Here is a 15,936-nt window from a genome sequence, read left to right as displayed (position 1 = left end):
GGTTACGATACCTTCAGATCAAACTGCGGCTCGCCGCGCAGCGTATTACTGACGGTGCAGATTTCCTCCGCCATTTCGGCAAGGCGATGTTTTTCATCGTCCGTCAGGTCGCCGTCGAAATGAAAGGTGATGTCAAACCGTTCGATACGCGACGGCCCTTCATGCGCCTTGTCGCCCTTCACTTCCACCCGCACATTGGTCAGCTTTTCCTTCAGTTCGAGCTTGGTCGCGGCAATGCGCGCACTCAACGCCATACAGGCCGCAACTGACGAATAGATAAGGTCGAGTGGGTTGAAGCCTGCCTGACTGACACTGGTGACGATTTCAACCACGCCGCCGGTCGGCGTGGTGATGACGGGGAGCTTTCCGTGTGGCATTTCGGCGACGGCGCCCGTCTCGCGGGTTCTGACTTTCAGTTCGCTCATTCCTGAATTCTCCTGTAGTCCACATGCCGTGCCAGCCAGCAGCCGACGGTCATCCCTGTTATCTCGCCTTTGGCATCCCGATGGAAGACAAGTTTCCATTCGCCCGGTGACGGCGCATCCATCGAGCGCTGCACCGGCAGCAGCCAGGCATCCGGTCCCGTCTCATAGAGCGAATACATATCGCTCTTGCCGAGAAATCCTTCAAAAGCTCCGTAGAAAGCACCGCCCTCATTGGCGATCAAAAGATCGGCATCAAGTTCGTCGCTGCGATAACGCCCCGCAATATCCTGCTTCGCCGCACCTTTCAGGCGCTGCATCGTCAGGCTCAGATTTTCATCTTCACGCGCCAGATGGATCGTATCACCATCGCGACGGATTGTGGTCATTGACGAATGCGCTTCGTTCTCGCACACCACGTCCATGATTTCCGGACCGGTGCCGAAACGCGCTTTCATGCATCCACGTCCCGCATCTTCGAGGCTCAGCACAAGACCGGTTTCACGATCAAGCCATGAACCGAACCATGCGGCATCGGCTTCGACCCTGACCGTTTCCGATGTGGAAACGCCAAGCGCAATATTCATCAGCTTGAAGGCAACGTCGGACGCGCCGCCTTCAAAATTGAACATAACGATTGTCGACAGGCGCTCGTTCGCGCAATGCCAGCGCTGGCAGCGCCAGCCGCGCAGAGCGCCGCCGTGGCCGGTCAGCCGTTTGCCGCCCGTTTCCTCGAATTTGAGGCCAAGACCGTAAGGCGCTGATGCACCATCGCGGAAAGTCTGCGGTCCGCTCAGGCGACGATAGATTCCATTTTCGTCGTCGCGGGTCGCATCGATGAACTGCTCCCAGGCAATCATGTCGTCCAGCGACGCGCAGATGCCGGCATCTCCCATCCAGTGGAGGCGATTGACGGCAGGCAGGAAGCCGCGCACCGTGTCACCCTCATAGCCGGTGCATTCGCTGAACAGAGCCGTATCGGGAATAAGTTCTGCGGTCTTCATACCAGCAGGCTGGAAAATGCGCTCCGACAGGAGTTCGACCAGCGACCGGCCCGTATGCTGCTCGATCAGATCAGCCAGAATGCGGAAATTGCCGTTGCAATAGGAATAATGCGTTCCCGGTGCAAAATGCGTGGTCTTCAGGCGGCGCAGCAGGCTTTGCGCCTGTTCGGGCAGAAAAACGCCTTCCGGATCGGCCCCGCACAGAACCGTCAGCGCCCAGTAGTCACGCAAGCCCGACTGGTTGTTGCATAGATCGCGCACGCTGGGGCGCTTTTCCGCAAATTTGTCGAGATAGGCGGCAAGGGCATCGTCAAGTACTTCCGGCTCGCCGACACTGTCGAGCAGAACGGCGCAGGTGAACTGCTTGCTGACCGAACAGATCGGCATGCGCGTTTCGGGCGTCATTGCCTTGCGCGCAGCAAGATCGGCAAAGCCCCATGCATGGCGCAGCACAACCTTGCCATCCTTCAGCACCGCGACCGCACCGCCCGGTCCCTTGTAATTCTGCGGAATGGTATGAACGAAGGCTTCAAGCGCGGAAAGATCGAATTTTGACATGATGCTCAGGCGACTCAGATGAAAATCAACAGCCGCCACGAGGCATCATTTTGTCCGTTCGATCAAGGCCATGGCCGCATGCGGATTATGCGCCTTATAGCCGCTGATGACATAGAGATAGACATCGCGGGCAATATGATCGGCAACAGGCGGAGTGACGGTCTTCAATCCTTCAGGAATTTCTCCAACGGCTATCGCCTGCGCGCGCGCCGCCCACTGGTCGAGATCGCTTTCGCTATAGCCAAGCGGTTCGCTTTCCTTCGTTCCCATGATGCGAAGATAGGCGAAAGGCGCTGTCATATCGGCAAATTGCGGAAAGTCGCTGTCGCCCGCGATCACCACGGCTACCCCATATTCACGCAGCAAGGCAATGAATTCCGGTGAATTGAAACTGTCGTGGCGCACCTCCACCGCATGGCGCACATCGCGCCCGTCCACACGCTTCGGCAGCAGCTTCAAGAACGCCTCGAAATCCACGGGATCGAACTTCTTCGTCCCCATGAACTGCCAGTTGACCACACCGAGCTTGTCCTTCAGTTCCATCATGCCGCCGGTCATGAACCGTTCAATGCTCTCGCCCGCCTCCGCCAGCACGCGGCGATTGGTGGAAAAACGCGGCGCCTTCAGTGAAAACACAAAGCCTTCCGGCGTTTCATCGTGCCATTTGGCGAAGGTCGTGGGCTTCTGGGGTCCGTAATAAGTGCTGTTGATTTCGATCGATGTCAGCTTGCTCGAGGCATATTCAAGCTGGCGCTTCTTCGACAGCTTTTCAGGATAGAAGCTCTTGTCCCACGGTTCATAGGCCCATCCGCCAATACCGATGCGGATCTTGCCCGTGTTTTCCTTGGCCATCGCTGTTCCTCCATACCGGTGCATCATGAGTTCATACAGTTTAGTCATGATGTTTAATCTGTATTCGCACCGCTGGCTATGTTCATATCAACGTGTTTGACTGGGAGGAGAAGCAGGCGGCTGAACCTGAAAACTTTGCCGCAAAACGAAACAGGCCTGGTGCACCTGTCGGCCATTTGGGTGCGTCTGACCATGAATTCCCGTTCCCCTAAACACATAGGTTGTCGGAAATTTACGGCAATCTTTTTTGAAAAGAGGCGGAGAAACCGTCCTTGCAAGGCGAGCCGAATGGCAAGCCAGACATGGTGAGATTGAGGAAATGCATCACATGACGAGCAAACCCAATGCCCGTACCGGAGGCCAGATTTTGGTGGATGCGCTACGCATCCATGGCGCTGACCGGGTCTTCTGCGTCCCAGGCGAGAGCTATCTCGCCGCGCTTGACGCCTTTCATGATTCCAGCGACGCGATTGACCTGATCGTCTGCCGGCAGGAAGGCGGCGCGGCCTACATGGCGGAAGCCTATGGCAAGTTGACCGGCAAGCCGGGCATCTGCTTCGTCACGCGCGGGCCGGGCGCAACCAATGCCTCGGTCGGCGTCCACACAGCCTTTCAGGACTCGACGCCGATGCTGCTCTTCATCGGTCAGGTCGCCAGCGATCAGGTCGAGCGCGAGGCGTTTCAGGAAATCGATTATCGCCGTATGTTCGGCCAGATGGCCAAGTGGGTCGTGCAGATCGACGACGCCGCACGCATACCGGAACTTGTGAGCCAAGCCTTTCACCGCGCCGTCAACGGACGCCCCGGCCCGGTCGTGATCGCCCTGCCGGAAGACATGCTGACCTCCTATGCCGCCGTCAGCGATGCACCGGCCTATAAGCAGGTCCAGATGCATCCAGGCGCTGACCAGTTGCAGGACATGCAGGCGCTGCTCGCGAAGGCCGAGCGGCCTCTGGTCATCGTCGGCGGTGGCGGCTGGGATGCTAGCGCCGTCAGCGATCTGCAGAAATTTGCCGAGAACATGCATCTGCCGGTCGCCGCATCCTTCCGTTGCCAGGATATGTTCGACAACACCCATCCGCTTTATGCCGGTGAAATGGGAACCTCGATCAGCCCCAAGCTGGCGCAGCGCGTTCGCGATGCCGATCTTCTGATCGTGATCGGCGCCCGCCTTGGTGAAATGACGACGCAGGGCTACGAGCTGGTATCCATTCCGGTGCCGCAGCAAAAGCTCGTCCATATCCATCCGGGCGCAGAGGAACTGGGCCGCGTCTATCATGCAGACGTTCCGGTCAATGCTTCCATGCCTGCCTTCTGTGCGGCGGTAGCGAAGCTTGCGCCAGTTGCCGATCCGCGCTGGAAGGCATGGACCGACAGCGCCAATGCCGATTACCGCGACAACATCAAATCACCCACCATCCCCGGCGATGTGCAGATGGGCGAAGTGATGGAATGGCTGCGCGCGCATCTGCCAGCCGACGCCATCATCACCAATGGCGCGGGCAACTATTCCGCCTGGCCGCATCGCTTCTACCAATACCGCACCTATCGCAGCCAGCTGGCGCCGACCAATGGCTCCATGGGCTATGGCGTACCGGCTGCGGTCGCGGCCAAGCTCACCGCGCCGGAACGCACAGTGGTGGCTTTTGCAGGCGACGGCTGCTTCCTCATGAACGGGCAGGAGCTGGCGACAGCCGCGCAATATGGGGCCAATGCCATCTTCGTCGTCGTGAACAACGGCATGTATGGCACGATCCGCATGCATCAGGAGCGTACCTATCCGGGCCGCGTTTCAGGCACCGGCCTTGCCAATCCTGACTTTGCGGCGCTCGCCCGCGCCTATGGCCTGCATGGCGAAGTGGTGGAAAAGACGGCTGATTTTGCTCCTGCCTTCGAGGCTTGCGAAAAGTCCCGCAAGCCGGGCCTTATCGAAATCCGTATCGATCCGGAAGCACTTTCACCGAAAATGAGCCTCAGCCAGATGCGTGAGCAGGGCCTCGCCAAACAACGATAAGCTGGTCCCAATAAAAACACGCTTCCCTCTCGGCCAAGAGGGAAGCGTGCTAGCAAGACATTCCGTTCACAGTTGCCCCCGGCTTACCCATGACGTGGCGCGAGCGGATGGAGCGCACCAATGAATGTCTTTCGCATTCCCGAACATCTGCCCGGGTTTCTTGCAATCAAGCCTGCGCTTCTCCGCAAACCTGCCGATTATCAAGTGCTTCAACCATCAGCTCCACAGCTGACGAGATCGGCGCGACGATCGGAACATCGAAGCTTCCCTGCAATTGTTCCGCAGCCTCACCTAGCGGTCCGCCGCCGATGATAACTGCCTCTGCACCATCCGTGATGCAAAGCTGCACTGCCGCTTCCAGCTCCATGCGCAAACGCTCACCATCACCTGCCAGTTTTTCCGGATCGCCCGGCGTGCAACGAATACCCGTATAAAGATGCGACAGGCCGAGGCTTTCCGCGCGTGCCGCTATCGCATCGGCAAGATCCGGCGTTACTGTCGCAATGCCGAAACGTCGTCCGTTCCGCGTTGCCTCGACCATCGAGGCCTCGCATATGCCGAGAACCGGCACTGCCAGGCTCTCCTGCAGATGCACAACACCGGGATCGCCATAAGCGCTGACGATGACCCCGATGCAGTTCGAATCCTGCCCCCTGCCGATTTCGATGACCTGTGCCGCAGAAGCGTGAAGCTGCTCGTCATTGACGATCATCGAGGGGCTGCGCGTGGCGGTGGCTGCTTCAATCCGAAGCCGTCCATCCGCCCTGCGTCTGGCAATATCGAGCATCATCCCGCTCGTTGCCTCCGAGCTGTTTGGATTGATCAGCAGGACATAAGGGGATGATGCAGTCATGTTCAGGCCTGTTCTTTAGCAGTTTTAGTGAAATCGACCGTTGGCTCCTCGGCTTCCGCCGGCTGCGTCAGGTCTTCCATGGACCGGCCATAGGTTTCTGGCCCAAGCTGGATGCAGAATGCGAAGATGGCATACATCGATGCTGCAAGGCCGAAGACACCGAGCATTCCATATGTGTCGAACAAGGCGCCAGCAATCGTCGGAACGAAGGAGCCAGCCGCCGAGCCGCTCGCAAGGATGAGCGCCACACCGAAGCCGCGGATACGGGTCGGGTAGAGTTCCGGCGCGTAAATCCAGATCGACGTGTTCAGCAACAGCACGAAGAACTGGAACAGCGCTCCGAAGAACAGCACCAGATAGATGTTCGTGCCGAGATAAATGATCGAAAGCGCAGCGGCACAGGCGCAGACCGCACCGAGACTGAGAACCTTCTTGCGCGGGAAATAATAGCCGAAGGCCGATGCCGCGATAGCGCCAAGCACGCTGCCGCTCTGGATAATCATGCTGTAAAGAAGGCTGCCCGAAAGCGTATAGCCCATCGAAACGAAGATCATAGGCATCAGTGTCAGCACGGAAAGCTGTGCGCCGTAGCTCATCAGGATCGCGATCGCCACGGGGACCGTACGGCCAAGATAAGGGGCCTGAAACAGTTCCTTCCAGTTGCCTTTGACAGGCTTGGTGTCACCATCTTCCATCTTCGACAGATATTCGGTGACTTTCAGGTTCTTGGGCCGGAGTGTTCCGGACGCCAAAATGGAAAGCACCTTGTTTGCTTCGTCGATCTTGCCTTGTGAGGCCAGAAAGCGCGGTGTTTCCGGTACGTAACGGCGGAAGAAAACGACAAGGAAAGCCGGGATCGCCAATACGGCGAAGAGCCAGCGCCAGTTGTCGTCGCCCGGAAAGAGCGTAAAGACCAGCAGGCCGAAAGCCGGTGCGAGGAAATTGCCGAAGCCACCTGCGCCAACATTGACGAGACCGGCGGCGGTTCCGCGGAACTTCGGCGAACAGAATTCGGCAAGCATCGTCACCGCGGTCGAGATTTCGCCGCCGACACCAAAACCGACAATGGCACGGGCGAAGCAGAGCCAGCTGAAGCTCGGAGCGAGTGCACAAAGTGCGGAACCGACGGTGAAGAGAAGAAGATTGATTGTCAGCATGACACGGCGACCGTACCGGTCACCAAGAATGCCGGACAGGAGACGGCCTGCCGCCGCACTTGCGAAGGTGATGGTGTTGAGGAAACCGATATCGGCACCCGACAAACCCCATTGTTCGCGAAGGATCGGCCCCACAAGGCCAATCGTATTCTGCTCAAAACTGTCAAAGAGACAGCCGATCAGGATCAGCGCGAGAATCTGCTTGTGCGCAGTCGTCACACCGATGTTTCCCAAAGCATTTTCCATCTGCTTGATGGCCGGTGATGTCGCACCGGATTGTATCATTTGTTCCCCTGCCATAACGGTCCAACTCCCATGATATTAGCCGCATGAAATTATTTTTTCATAATCAAACATCAGAAAATCGATTTTTACAAGAACTTTTTTATCGTTTATTTTCAGATAGATAATCTGCACAATCCTTGAGCGAAAAAGATGCAAAAATAATCAAAAGCTGCTAATAGTTAGGCATTCTGAAAATCTGATTTCATCAGGCAGGCCATGAAACCCACCGAAAAGTCCTTTCTGACCCGTGTAAGAGACGTCATGGACGAACTGCCGCCAGCTGAAAAAAGGCTCGGTGAATTCGTCTGTGATTTTCCGGGGGAACTGGCGAGTTATTCGGCGTCGGAACTGGCAGCACTCGCCCATGTTTCCAACGCGACTGTGACGCGCTTCGTGCAGCGTCTCGGCTACGACACTTATGAAGAATCCCGACGTCACGCTCGCGAAGAAAAACAGACCGGATCACGCCTGTTTCTGTCGAGCGCCACCGACACGGAGAGCGGGCAGTCCCTGTCTTCGCATGTCGGTCAGGGCATTGCCAATCTGGAAAAGACTTTTCTTTCCATACGCGAAACGCAGATTGATGCCGTTGTGGATGCGATGCTTGCTGCGCGCAAGACATGGGTGTTCGGTTTTCGCAGCAGTCAGCCTTTTGCGGCCTACCTGCAATGGCAGATGATACAGGTGGTGGACAATATCGTTGCGGTTCCCGGACCGGGCCAGACACTGGGCGAATATATTGCGAGCATCAGCCCTGACGATATGGTCATCGTCTTCGCACTTCGCCGCCGTATCGCGAAGATGGACGACATTCTTGCCGCCATCGAAAAGCGTGGCGCGAAACTTCTCTATATCACAGATGAAGGCGCACCGTTCCGGGCTTCCGCGCAATGGCATTTTCATTGCCAGACACTGGCGCCCGGCCCGCTGTTCAACCACGTCGCGGTCATGGCGCTCTGCCATTTATTGACCACGCGGGCGATTGAAAAAGCAGGCGCTTCCGGACGAAAGCGCCTGCGCGATATTGAAGTCTTCGGCGATCTGCTCGAAGAGCTGTAAACCTAGAGCATGCCTCCCGAAAGTGGGAACCGGTTTCGGGATAAAGACATGCGTAAAAACAAATAGATAGAGCATTTCCAAAAATTGAACCAAAACAGGAAATGCTCTATGTCCATTGAGTAAAACTCGTTGGACTTTGGTTAAGCCCGAATGGCGATTGAACTTTTTCAAGGCGTGATGTGTTAGCATCTCAGCGCCTTGGTATAAGTCCTGTTATTTTACGGGCGGCGCGTACATCAGCCCGCCCTTGTTCCACAACGCGTTGATGCCACGGTCGATCTTGAGCAGGCTGCCCTTGCCGATGGTGCGTTCGAACATTTCACCATAATTGCCGATCTTTGAGACGACATTGTAGGCCCATTTCGGCTCAAGGCCGAGCTGCTGGCCGCTGTCGCCTTCGGTTCCAAGGAACCGGCGCACATCCGGCTTCTTGGAATTGAGGTCCGCTTCCGCCGAGGCCTGCGTAATGCCCAGTTCCTCTGCCTCAAGCATTGCAAACAGGGTCCAGCGAACGATGTTGAACCATTTGTCGTCGCCCTGGCGAACGGCAGGTCCAAGCGGCTCCTTGGAAATCACTTCCGGCAGAACGGTAAAAGCATCGGGTTCGGCAAGCTTGAGACGCTGCGCATAAAGTGCGGATGCATCGGTCGTGTAAACATCGCAGCGACCGGTTTCGAACGCCTTCAGAATACCGTCGGCAGAATCGATGACCACCGGCTCGTATTTGATGTTGTTGGCGCTGAAATAATCGGCAACGTTCTGTTCGGTGGTCGTGCCCTGTTCGGTACAGACCGACGCGCCATCAAGCTTCAACGCGCTATCGACGCCAAGATCCTTGCGGATCATGAAGCCCTGCCCGTCATAATAGGCAGTGCCGACAAAATGGACGCCCATGCCCGCATCGCGCGAGAGCGTCCAGGTGGTCTGGCGCGAAAGCAGATCGACAGTGCCGGATTGCAACGCCGTGAAGCGTTCCTTGGTCGAAAGCGGAATGAAGCTCACCTTGTCAGGATCGCCGAAGACTGCCGCCGATACGGCGCGGCAGAAATCAATGTCGAAGCCGGTCCATTTGCCTTGATCGTCAGGCGACGAAAAGCCTGCAACGCCCTGACTGACACCGCAATTGATCTTGCCGCGTTCCTTTACGGTCGAAAGCGTATCCGCCTGCGCCCCGCTTTGAGCGGACAGGGCAAAGCCCACCGCCAACAACGAACCCAAAACTATCTTTTTCATTGTTCCTCCTCCCAGAGTTTCGGCCCAGAATTTCGACAAAGCCGATCCATTGCCCGGCGACATGCCGCCGGACTTGTTGTTTGTTCAGTTATCCGACTACGAACTACTTCAGCGCAGCCGCGAAGCTATCCTCCAGAACGCTTAAGAGATGATCGGCATTGGCGCGCGTGAAGATCATCGGCGGGCGCATTTTCAGCACATTGTCGAACGGACCTTCGGTCCCCATCAGGATGCCGCGTTCGCGCGCGCCATCATTGATCTTCTTGGCCAGCGCCGTTGCCGGTTCCTTGGTCTTGCGATCCGTGACCAGCTCGATACCGAGGAACAGCCCCTGCCCGCGCACATCACCGATGACATCGAAGCGCTTCTGCATCGAGCGGAATCCGTCGATGAGATAATTGCCGATGTCGAGCGCGTTGCGGCGCAGATCATTGCGCTCAATGACATCTAGTACTGCCAGACCCGCCGCGCAGGACACCGGATTGCCGCCGAATGTGTTGAAATATTCCATGCCATTGTTGAAGCTGTTGGCTATTTCGCGGGTCGTTACCACAGCCGACATCGGATGGCCGTTGCCGATGGGCTTGCCCATGGTGACGATATCCGGCACCACATCCTGCATTTCGAATGCCCACCAGTGGCTGCCGACACGGCCGAAGCCGACCTGCACCTCATCCGCGATGCAGACACCGCCAGCCGCCCGCACCATCGCGTAGACTTCCTGCAGATAGAATTCCGGCAGGAAGACCTGACCGGCGACGCTCGGGATCGACTCGGCAATGAAGTAAGCCGGGCCGCGTCCAAGGCTTTTGATGGCCTCGATCTGTTCGGCAATGCTTTCGGCAAAGCGCTTGCCATGTTCCGCCAGCGGCCAGTTTTCCGGCGCGCGGTAGCTGTCGGGGATGGTGGCCTCGAACACATGGTCCGGACGTCCCTTGCCACCCTTGCGCTTATATTTATAGGGGCTGAGATCTATCAGCTCCTGCGTCGTGCCGTGATAGGCCCAGTCGAGCACCAGCGCGTCGCGCTGGCCCGAATGCGCCCGCGCCATACGAAGCGCCAGACTGTTCGCCTCGCTGCCCGAGCAGGCAAAGGAGGCCACTGTCAGCCCTTCCGGCAAAGTCGCTGTCAGGCGCTCCGCATAGGAAACGATGTTGTCATGCAGATAGCGCGTATTGGTGTTGAGGGTTGCAGCCTGCCTGGCGATCGCTTCCACCACTTCCGGGTGCGCATGACCGAGATGGCAGACATTGTTGAAGCAATCGAGATAGGCACGGCCCCGATTGTCGATCAGCCATGCCCCTTCGCCGCGCACGAACTTGATCGGCTCGGAATAGGAGATGGAGAGGTTCGGCAGCAAAATGTCCTTGCGGGCGCTGACGATTTCGGCGCGCGTGCGTCCCTTCTGGTGGAAGGCTTCCGCCGGAATATCGGCAAGGACTGCGGCATCCGGGAAAATATCGGCCCAGACATCGAGATAGGCATTCTCGCCGACACCCAGAATTTCCGCTGCCGTGAGGCCGGTATCGGTCGAAATCTGGAAATGGAGATGCGGCGTCCAGCCGCCATTCTCGTGCATGTCACCCATAGCGCCGACAAGATCACCGGAGGCGAGCTTTTGCCCCGGCTTGAGGCGGGACACAGCCTCATGCGCCATATGGCCCCAAAGCGTGATGAAAGGCGGACAGCCTTCCGGCTGATGCTCCAGCGCGATCAGCCCGCCATAGCCAAGCGGCGCGGTCTCGATCTCGACGCTTTTCACAGTGGCTGCAAGCGGCGTGTAGACGGGCGTGCCTGCAGGCATGAACAGGTCGAGGCCCAGATGATGGACACGCCGCTCGCCTTCGACAAAGCGGGAACGGAACGCCTCATCGGTATAGACGGTGCGCTTTTCTCCCCACGGGCCGATACCCAGTTCCACACGATTGCGGGCACAGAAATCGTCCCACCAGGCGGTGGCTTCCTTCGGGCGCTGCCCGGCAGAATCGACCGTCATCACATGAGCCGGGTCGCCATAGGGCACCAGCGCCTTGGTCATGGTTGCCGGATGCGGGCGAACGATAGGGGCGAAGTTCTTTCGGTTGGCGCTGATCCAGTCACGCACCGCACCCGCACCGTCGACAGCATCGAAACCACAGGCCTTGCGCAAAATGGCGGTGGCAAAGCGCGGGTTCATGGCATCGAGCTTGTGCAGAAGCCGCCACGCAGGCGCTTCGCTGATCGCAAGATAAGGATTATCGTCGGTCTTCTCGCGACGTGAGGCCGACAGCGTGACGCTTGTGACGAGGCGCATCGCAATCAGATCGAATATGAGATCGATTTCCTGCGGCAGAAGCGGATATTTCGCATGGAACCCGGCAGCAAGGGCAGCGGCGGCACCAATCGGGTCGTCCATATCCAGAATGGAATAGGCAGCGGCAATCGCCACTTCGGCAACCAGAACGGTGTGAACCGCATCGCCGAAATCGATCAGCCCGGCGATGCGTTCATTGTCCTGTGGGTCGACCAGCACATTCCAGTCATTGGCGTCGCTGTGGATCACCTGCGCGCGTTGGAGCGGCAGCTTTGGCGCCACATCGCGCTCGAAACGGACAAGGAAACGCTCGACGACAGCGCGGTCTTCCGGCTTGTCGATGAAATGCAGACGGTCACGGGCCCGGCCCGCATGGCGCACGTCCCAGTCGAAATCACGCAAGGCGCCCGGATGAATGAAGCCCTGCAAGGCGCGGTCCAGTTGCCCCAGCGCGCCGCCCAGATTGTGCATCAGCCTGTTCGTGCGCCTGACCTCGGCCAGCGGCGTGCCGGGAAGCCAGCTTGCCACCCGCAACGCATGCGGCTTGCCCTGTTCCTTTTCGGCAGAGGCCAGCACCTCGCCCGACAGGCTCGCCTTCAGGCGTGGCACGGCAAGCGCCGGATCGGCCATGGCCAAATGCTGCAGAAGCGCGGTCTGGAACTCGCTTTCGACACGCGGCTCGCTGGCATTCACGACCTTCAGAATCCAGTCCCCTGATCCATTACCCGTCTTCAGCCGGAAATTGCGGTCGCGCTCGCTGTCGAGCGGCGAGGCACTTGCCGTCACACCGAAATGAAGCTGGGCCAGCACTTCAGCCTCTTGCGCAGAAAAATCGGGGGCGGGATGCGAGATATCGGTCATGGGAGGCGCTTCACGGGTTGAATATAAATGGGAGATCACAGGATCAGCTTGGCATGTCCGCGATTTTCAGGCATCAGACAAGGCGTCGGTCAGACCGGCACATTGCCGGAATGGACCGGCACATTTACGGCAACACGAAAGAACCGACCATGCGGGAACTGGATGCGAAGGATCGCGAGATACTGGCCATTCTATCCAAGGAAGCGCGTATTCCGCTGAAAACACTGGCGGGCCGCATCGGTCTTTCGCGCAGCGCAACCGGAGAGCGCGTCGCCAATCTTGAGAAGAATGGTGTCATTCGCGGCTACAGGGCGGATATCGGCCAGATCGACAAGAATGTCATTCGCGCCATGATCCTGGTCAGCCTCAAGCGCACGCCGGCACTCGGCCTCCTCGATGAACTGGCGCGTCATGCCGAAGTGCGCCGGGTCTCCTCGGTGAGCGGTCAGCTCGATTTGATTGTCGAGGTTGAAGTTCCCTCCATAGACCGGCTCAACAGCTTGCGCGATCTCATCGCCACCCATGAAACTGTAGAGGATCTCACTACAGCAATCGTGCTTCGCCGTGATATCGAGCGCGAAACCGTCTGAAATCAGGCTCCACAACTTTAGTCTGGATGAATGCAATTTAGAGTAGACATTCTACCGCAAGTCGAACATAACGCCTCTGGGTTGAAAGGGAGGGGACATGAAAACGCTTAATCTATTCATTATCGGGTTCGGCTTTACCGCGCTCGTCATCACATGCATTTTCGCCATTGGCGGCGGTACGATCTAGAGCGGTTTCAGTTAAGACGGAATCGTAGAGCCGCTCTATCTCTTTGTTTTACGCATTATCCTACGCATCGAAGCGGGATCAGAAATCAGTCCAGTGAACTGATTTCCCCGCGTAGACGCTTCGCACTTTTGCTGGAAATGCTTTGACCGGCAACGAACGACCATCTCACTATCATTCATGCCCGCAGCAAGGATTCCCCAAGGAAAATTGCTGAAGATTCGCGCACAGAACGGATCATGAAATCGCTCAGCACCCGGATTCGCGGTGCAGCCACCACATCAATGTGGCAGCTCATCCAGTATTCACGCACCAGATGCATCTCACGCGGCAGAACCGGAACCAGTTCCGGATGCCGGCTGGCGATGAAGTAAGGCAGCACACACAGCCCATAGCCGATCTGCGTGGCGATAAGCTGCGCATGGATGCTGGAGCTTTGATAGGTGCAGCGCTGCCCCGGCAGGATTTCGCGCATGTAATCAAGGCCCGGCGTGAAAACCATATCGTCGATGTAACCGACGAACGGATGCCGGGCCATGTCCTCGCGCGTCCTGATCGGCGGATGCCGTTCGAGATAATCGCGATGACCATAGATGAAGAGACGATAAGGCGTCAGTTTCTCGCTGTGATAGGGGCCGGTGCGCGGCATATGCAGTGTAATCGACAGTTCCGCCTCGCGGCGCGATAGCGACATGATCTGCTGGATCGTCACCACCTCCACAAACAGGCTCGGATAGGATTGCGCCAGCACCGGGAGGCGATCGGCAAGAAAGAAATTGCCGAAACCTTCCAGCGTCGAAAGGCGCACGACGCCCGACAGTGCCGCCAGATTACCGGTGGCTTCGGTGTGGAATTTCATCGCCTCACGTTCCATGACTTCGGCAGACGTTACCAGCCGTTCGCCGATCGGCGTCAGCAGATAGCCGCGCGGATTGCGCTCGAAAAGCTTGGTCGCAAGCGCCTGTTCCAACCGGTCGATCCGACGCAGAACAGTGACGTGGCTGGTGCGCAATTGCCGTGCCGCCGTGGAGAGCTGGCCGGTGCGGGCAACCGCCAGAAAATATTGCAGATCGTCCCATGTGAACTGCCGCATGCACCCCTCCCAAACAATTGCAGCAGCTTATGCTGCTCTATCTGTACATTTTTGAACAGACACTGTTCAAAAATTGTTATTCGTGTACGCATTTGTCAATGCTACCGTTCTAATTCAACGCCCGAGCGGAGGAACAAATCGGGCGGAAGCAGAGGGTGGCTTGTCGTGAGGAAGACGGCCCCGCCCCATCTGAAAAAACTGCTTCATAAGGAGGATACCGTACGGCTTTCCGTTGCGGTTTATGGTGTTATTGGGAGGAGCACTTCATGAAATGTCTCGCACTTGCAACGGCAGCGCTTTTCGCCGCCACGGCTATCTCGTCGGCGGCAGAAATTTCCGACGGCAAGGTCAAGATCGGCATTCTGAACGATCAATCCGGCGTCTATGCCGACTTCGGCGGCAAATGGTCGTTCGAAGCTGCCAAGATGGCAGCTGAGGATTTCGGCGGCAAAGTGCTCGATGCGCCGATTGAAATCATTACGGCAGACCACCAGAACAAGCCGGACGTCGCCTCGAACATTGCGCGCCAATGGTACGACACCGAACAGGTCGATTCCATCATGGAACTGACGACCTCGTCAGTCGGCCTCGCCGTGCAGGCCCTGTCGAAAGACAAGAAAAAGATCACCATCAACACTGGTGCCGCCACGTCGGAACTGACCGGCAAGCAGTGCACGCCTTATGGCTTCCACTGGGCCTATGACACTCATGCGCTTGCAGTCGGCACCGGCGGCTCGCTCGTGCAGCAGGGCGGCGATACCTGGTTCTTCCTGACCGCCGATTACGCCTTCGGCTATTCGCTGGAAGAGCAGACGACCAAATTCGTCGAATCCAAGGGCGGCAAGGTGCTTGGTTCCGTGCGCCACCCGCTGGCAACCACCGATTACTCGTCCTTCCTGCTGCAGGCACAGGCCTCCGGCGCGAAAGTGGTCGGCCTCGCCAATGCGGGTCTCGACACATCGAATGCTATCAAGCAGGCGGCTGAATTCGGTATCGTTGCCGGTGGCCAGCGGCTCGCGGCCCTGCTCTTTACCCTGTCGGAAGTGCATGGTCTCGGCCTCGAAGCCGCTCAGGGCCTGACGCTGACGGAAGGCTTCTACTGGGATCGCGACGATGAATCGCGTGAATTCGGCAAGCGTTTCTTTGAGCGCACAGGCCGCATGCCGAACATGATCCAGGCAGGCACCTATTCCGCCGTCACCCAATATTTGAAGGCGATCAAGGAAGCAGGTACGGACGAAACCGAAGCCGTCGCCAAGAAGCTTCATGAAATGCCGGTCGAAGATGTCTTTGCTCGTCACGGCAAGGTCGGCCCCAACGGACGCATGATCTACGACATGTATCTGATGGAAGTGAAGAAGCCTGATGAAAGCAAGGCGCCTTGGGATTACTATAAGGTGTTGGATACCATTCCCGGCGATCAGGCCTACATGAAGCCGGAAGAAAGCGGCTGCCCGCTGGTAACGCAGTAAGAGGCT

General features: G+C 57.7%; 12 protein-coding genes. 4 read left to right on the top strand and 8 right to left on the bottom strand.

Features of this window, described 5'->3' with window-relative positions; genetic code table 11:
- Positions 1-2: 2 nt before the first annotated feature.
- The 3 genes from HWX93_RS05115 to HWX93_RS05105 are packed head-to-tail and all read right to left on the bottom strand — an operon-like array spanning position 3 to position 2,836.
- Positions 3-425, bottom strand: a complete 423-nt coding sequence (locus HWX93_RS05115) for an OsmC family protein (protein WP_176036721.1) — start codon at positions 423-425, stop codon at positions 3-5.
- The gene (locus tag HWX93_RS05110) at positions 422-1,984 is read right to left on the bottom strand and encodes a D-aminopeptidase (protein ID WP_176036720.1); all 1,563 of its coding nucleotides are present in this window, start codon (positions 1,982-1,984) and stop codon (positions 422-424) included. The genes HWX93_RS05115 and HWX93_RS05110 overlap by 4 nt, the downstream gene beginning before the upstream one ends.
- Before the next feature lie 45 nt (positions 1,985-2,029).
- Positions 2,030-2,836, bottom strand: a complete 807-nt coding sequence (locus tag HWX93_RS05105) for a DUF72 domain-containing protein (protein ID WP_176036719.1) — start codon at positions 2,834-2,836, stop codon at positions 2,030-2,032.
- A 328-nt stretch (positions 2,837-3,164) separates the two neighbouring features.
- Here HWX93_RS05105 and HWX93_RS05100 point away from each other — a divergent pair, with 328 nt between their 5' ends.
- Complete coding sequence (locus HWX93_RS05100; protein WP_176036718.1) at positions 3,165-4,850, top strand: thiamine pyrophosphate-binding protein; 1,686 nt, start codon at positions 3,165-3,167, stop codon at positions 4,848-4,850.
- A 166-nt stretch (positions 4,851-5,016) separates the two neighbouring features.
- On the opposite strand, the gene HWX93_RS05095 is transcribed toward HWX93_RS05100, so the two are convergent.
- Both HWX93_RS05095 and HWX93_RS05090 read right to left on the bottom strand, forming a co-directional pair.
- Positions 5,017-5,703 (bottom strand): aspartate/glutamate racemase family protein, encoded by a 687-nt coding sequence (locus HWX93_RS05095; protein ID WP_176036717.1) that lies wholly within the window; start codon positions 5,701-5,703, stop codon positions 5,017-5,019.
- A 2-nt stretch (positions 5,704-5,705) separates the two neighbouring features.
- The gene (locus tag HWX93_RS05090) at positions 5,706-7,160 is read right to left on the bottom strand and encodes an MFS transporter (RefSeq protein ID WP_176036716.1); all 1,455 of its coding nucleotides are present in this window, start codon (positions 7,158-7,160) and stop codon (positions 5,706-5,708) included.
- A 201-nt stretch (positions 7,161-7,361) separates the two neighbouring features.
- Here HWX93_RS05090 and HWX93_RS05085 point away from each other — a divergent pair, with 201 nt between their 5' ends.
- Entirely contained in the window at positions 7,362-8,204 is an 843-nt protein-coding gene (locus HWX93_RS05085) for a MurR/RpiR family transcriptional regulator (protein ID WP_176036715.1), read from the top strand.
- Between the two features lie 213 nt (positions 8,205-8,417).
- Here the strand turns inward: HWX93_RS05085 and HWX93_RS05080 are convergent, their stop codons facing one another.
- Both HWX93_RS05080 and HWX93_RS05075 read right to left on the bottom strand, forming a co-directional pair.
- Positions 8,418-9,437, bottom strand: a complete 1,020-nt coding sequence (locus HWX93_RS05080; RefSeq protein WP_109987341.1) for an amino acid ABC transporter substrate-binding protein — start codon at positions 9,435-9,437, stop codon at positions 8,418-8,420.
- A gap of 103 nt (positions 9,438-9,540) precedes the next feature.
- Entirely contained in the window at positions 9,541-12,591 is a 3,051-nt protein-coding gene (locus HWX93_RS05075; RefSeq protein WP_176036714.1) for an aminotransferase class III-fold pyridoxal phosphate-dependent enzyme, read from the bottom strand.
- A 149-nt stretch (positions 12,592-12,740) separates the two neighbouring features.
- On the opposite strand from HWX93_RS05075, the gene HWX93_RS05070 reads away from it, so the two are divergent.
- Entirely contained in the window at positions 12,741-13,181 is a 441-nt protein-coding gene (locus HWX93_RS05070; RefSeq protein WP_109987376.1) for an Lrp/AsnC family transcriptional regulator, read from the top strand.
- A 362-nt stretch (positions 13,182-13,543) separates the two neighbouring features.
- Here HWX93_RS05070 and HWX93_RS05065 read toward each other — a convergent pair whose 3' ends face one another.
- Positions 13,544-14,458, bottom strand: a complete 915-nt coding sequence (locus tag HWX93_RS05065; RefSeq protein WP_109987343.1) for a LysR family transcriptional regulator — start codon at positions 14,456-14,458, stop codon at positions 13,544-13,546.
- Positions 14,459-14,724: 266 nt separating this feature from the next.
- Here HWX93_RS05065 and HWX93_RS05060 point away from each other — a divergent pair, with 266 nt between their 5' ends.
- The gene (locus HWX93_RS05060; protein WP_109987344.1) at positions 14,725-15,930 is read left to right on the top strand and encodes an ABC transporter substrate-binding protein; all 1,206 of its coding nucleotides are present in this window, start codon (positions 14,725-14,727) and stop codon (positions 15,928-15,930) included.
- Positions 15,931-15,936: the final 6 nt, after the last annotated feature.

The sequence above is a fragment of the Brucella tritici genome, assembly GCF_902825325.1.
In the GTDB taxonomy this organism is placed as follows: Bacteria; Pseudomonadota; Alphaproteobacteria; order Rhizobiales; family Rhizobiaceae; genus Brucella.
Note: the sequence above shows the minus strand (reverse complement) of the source record. Positions and strands in the feature narration are given on the sequence as shown.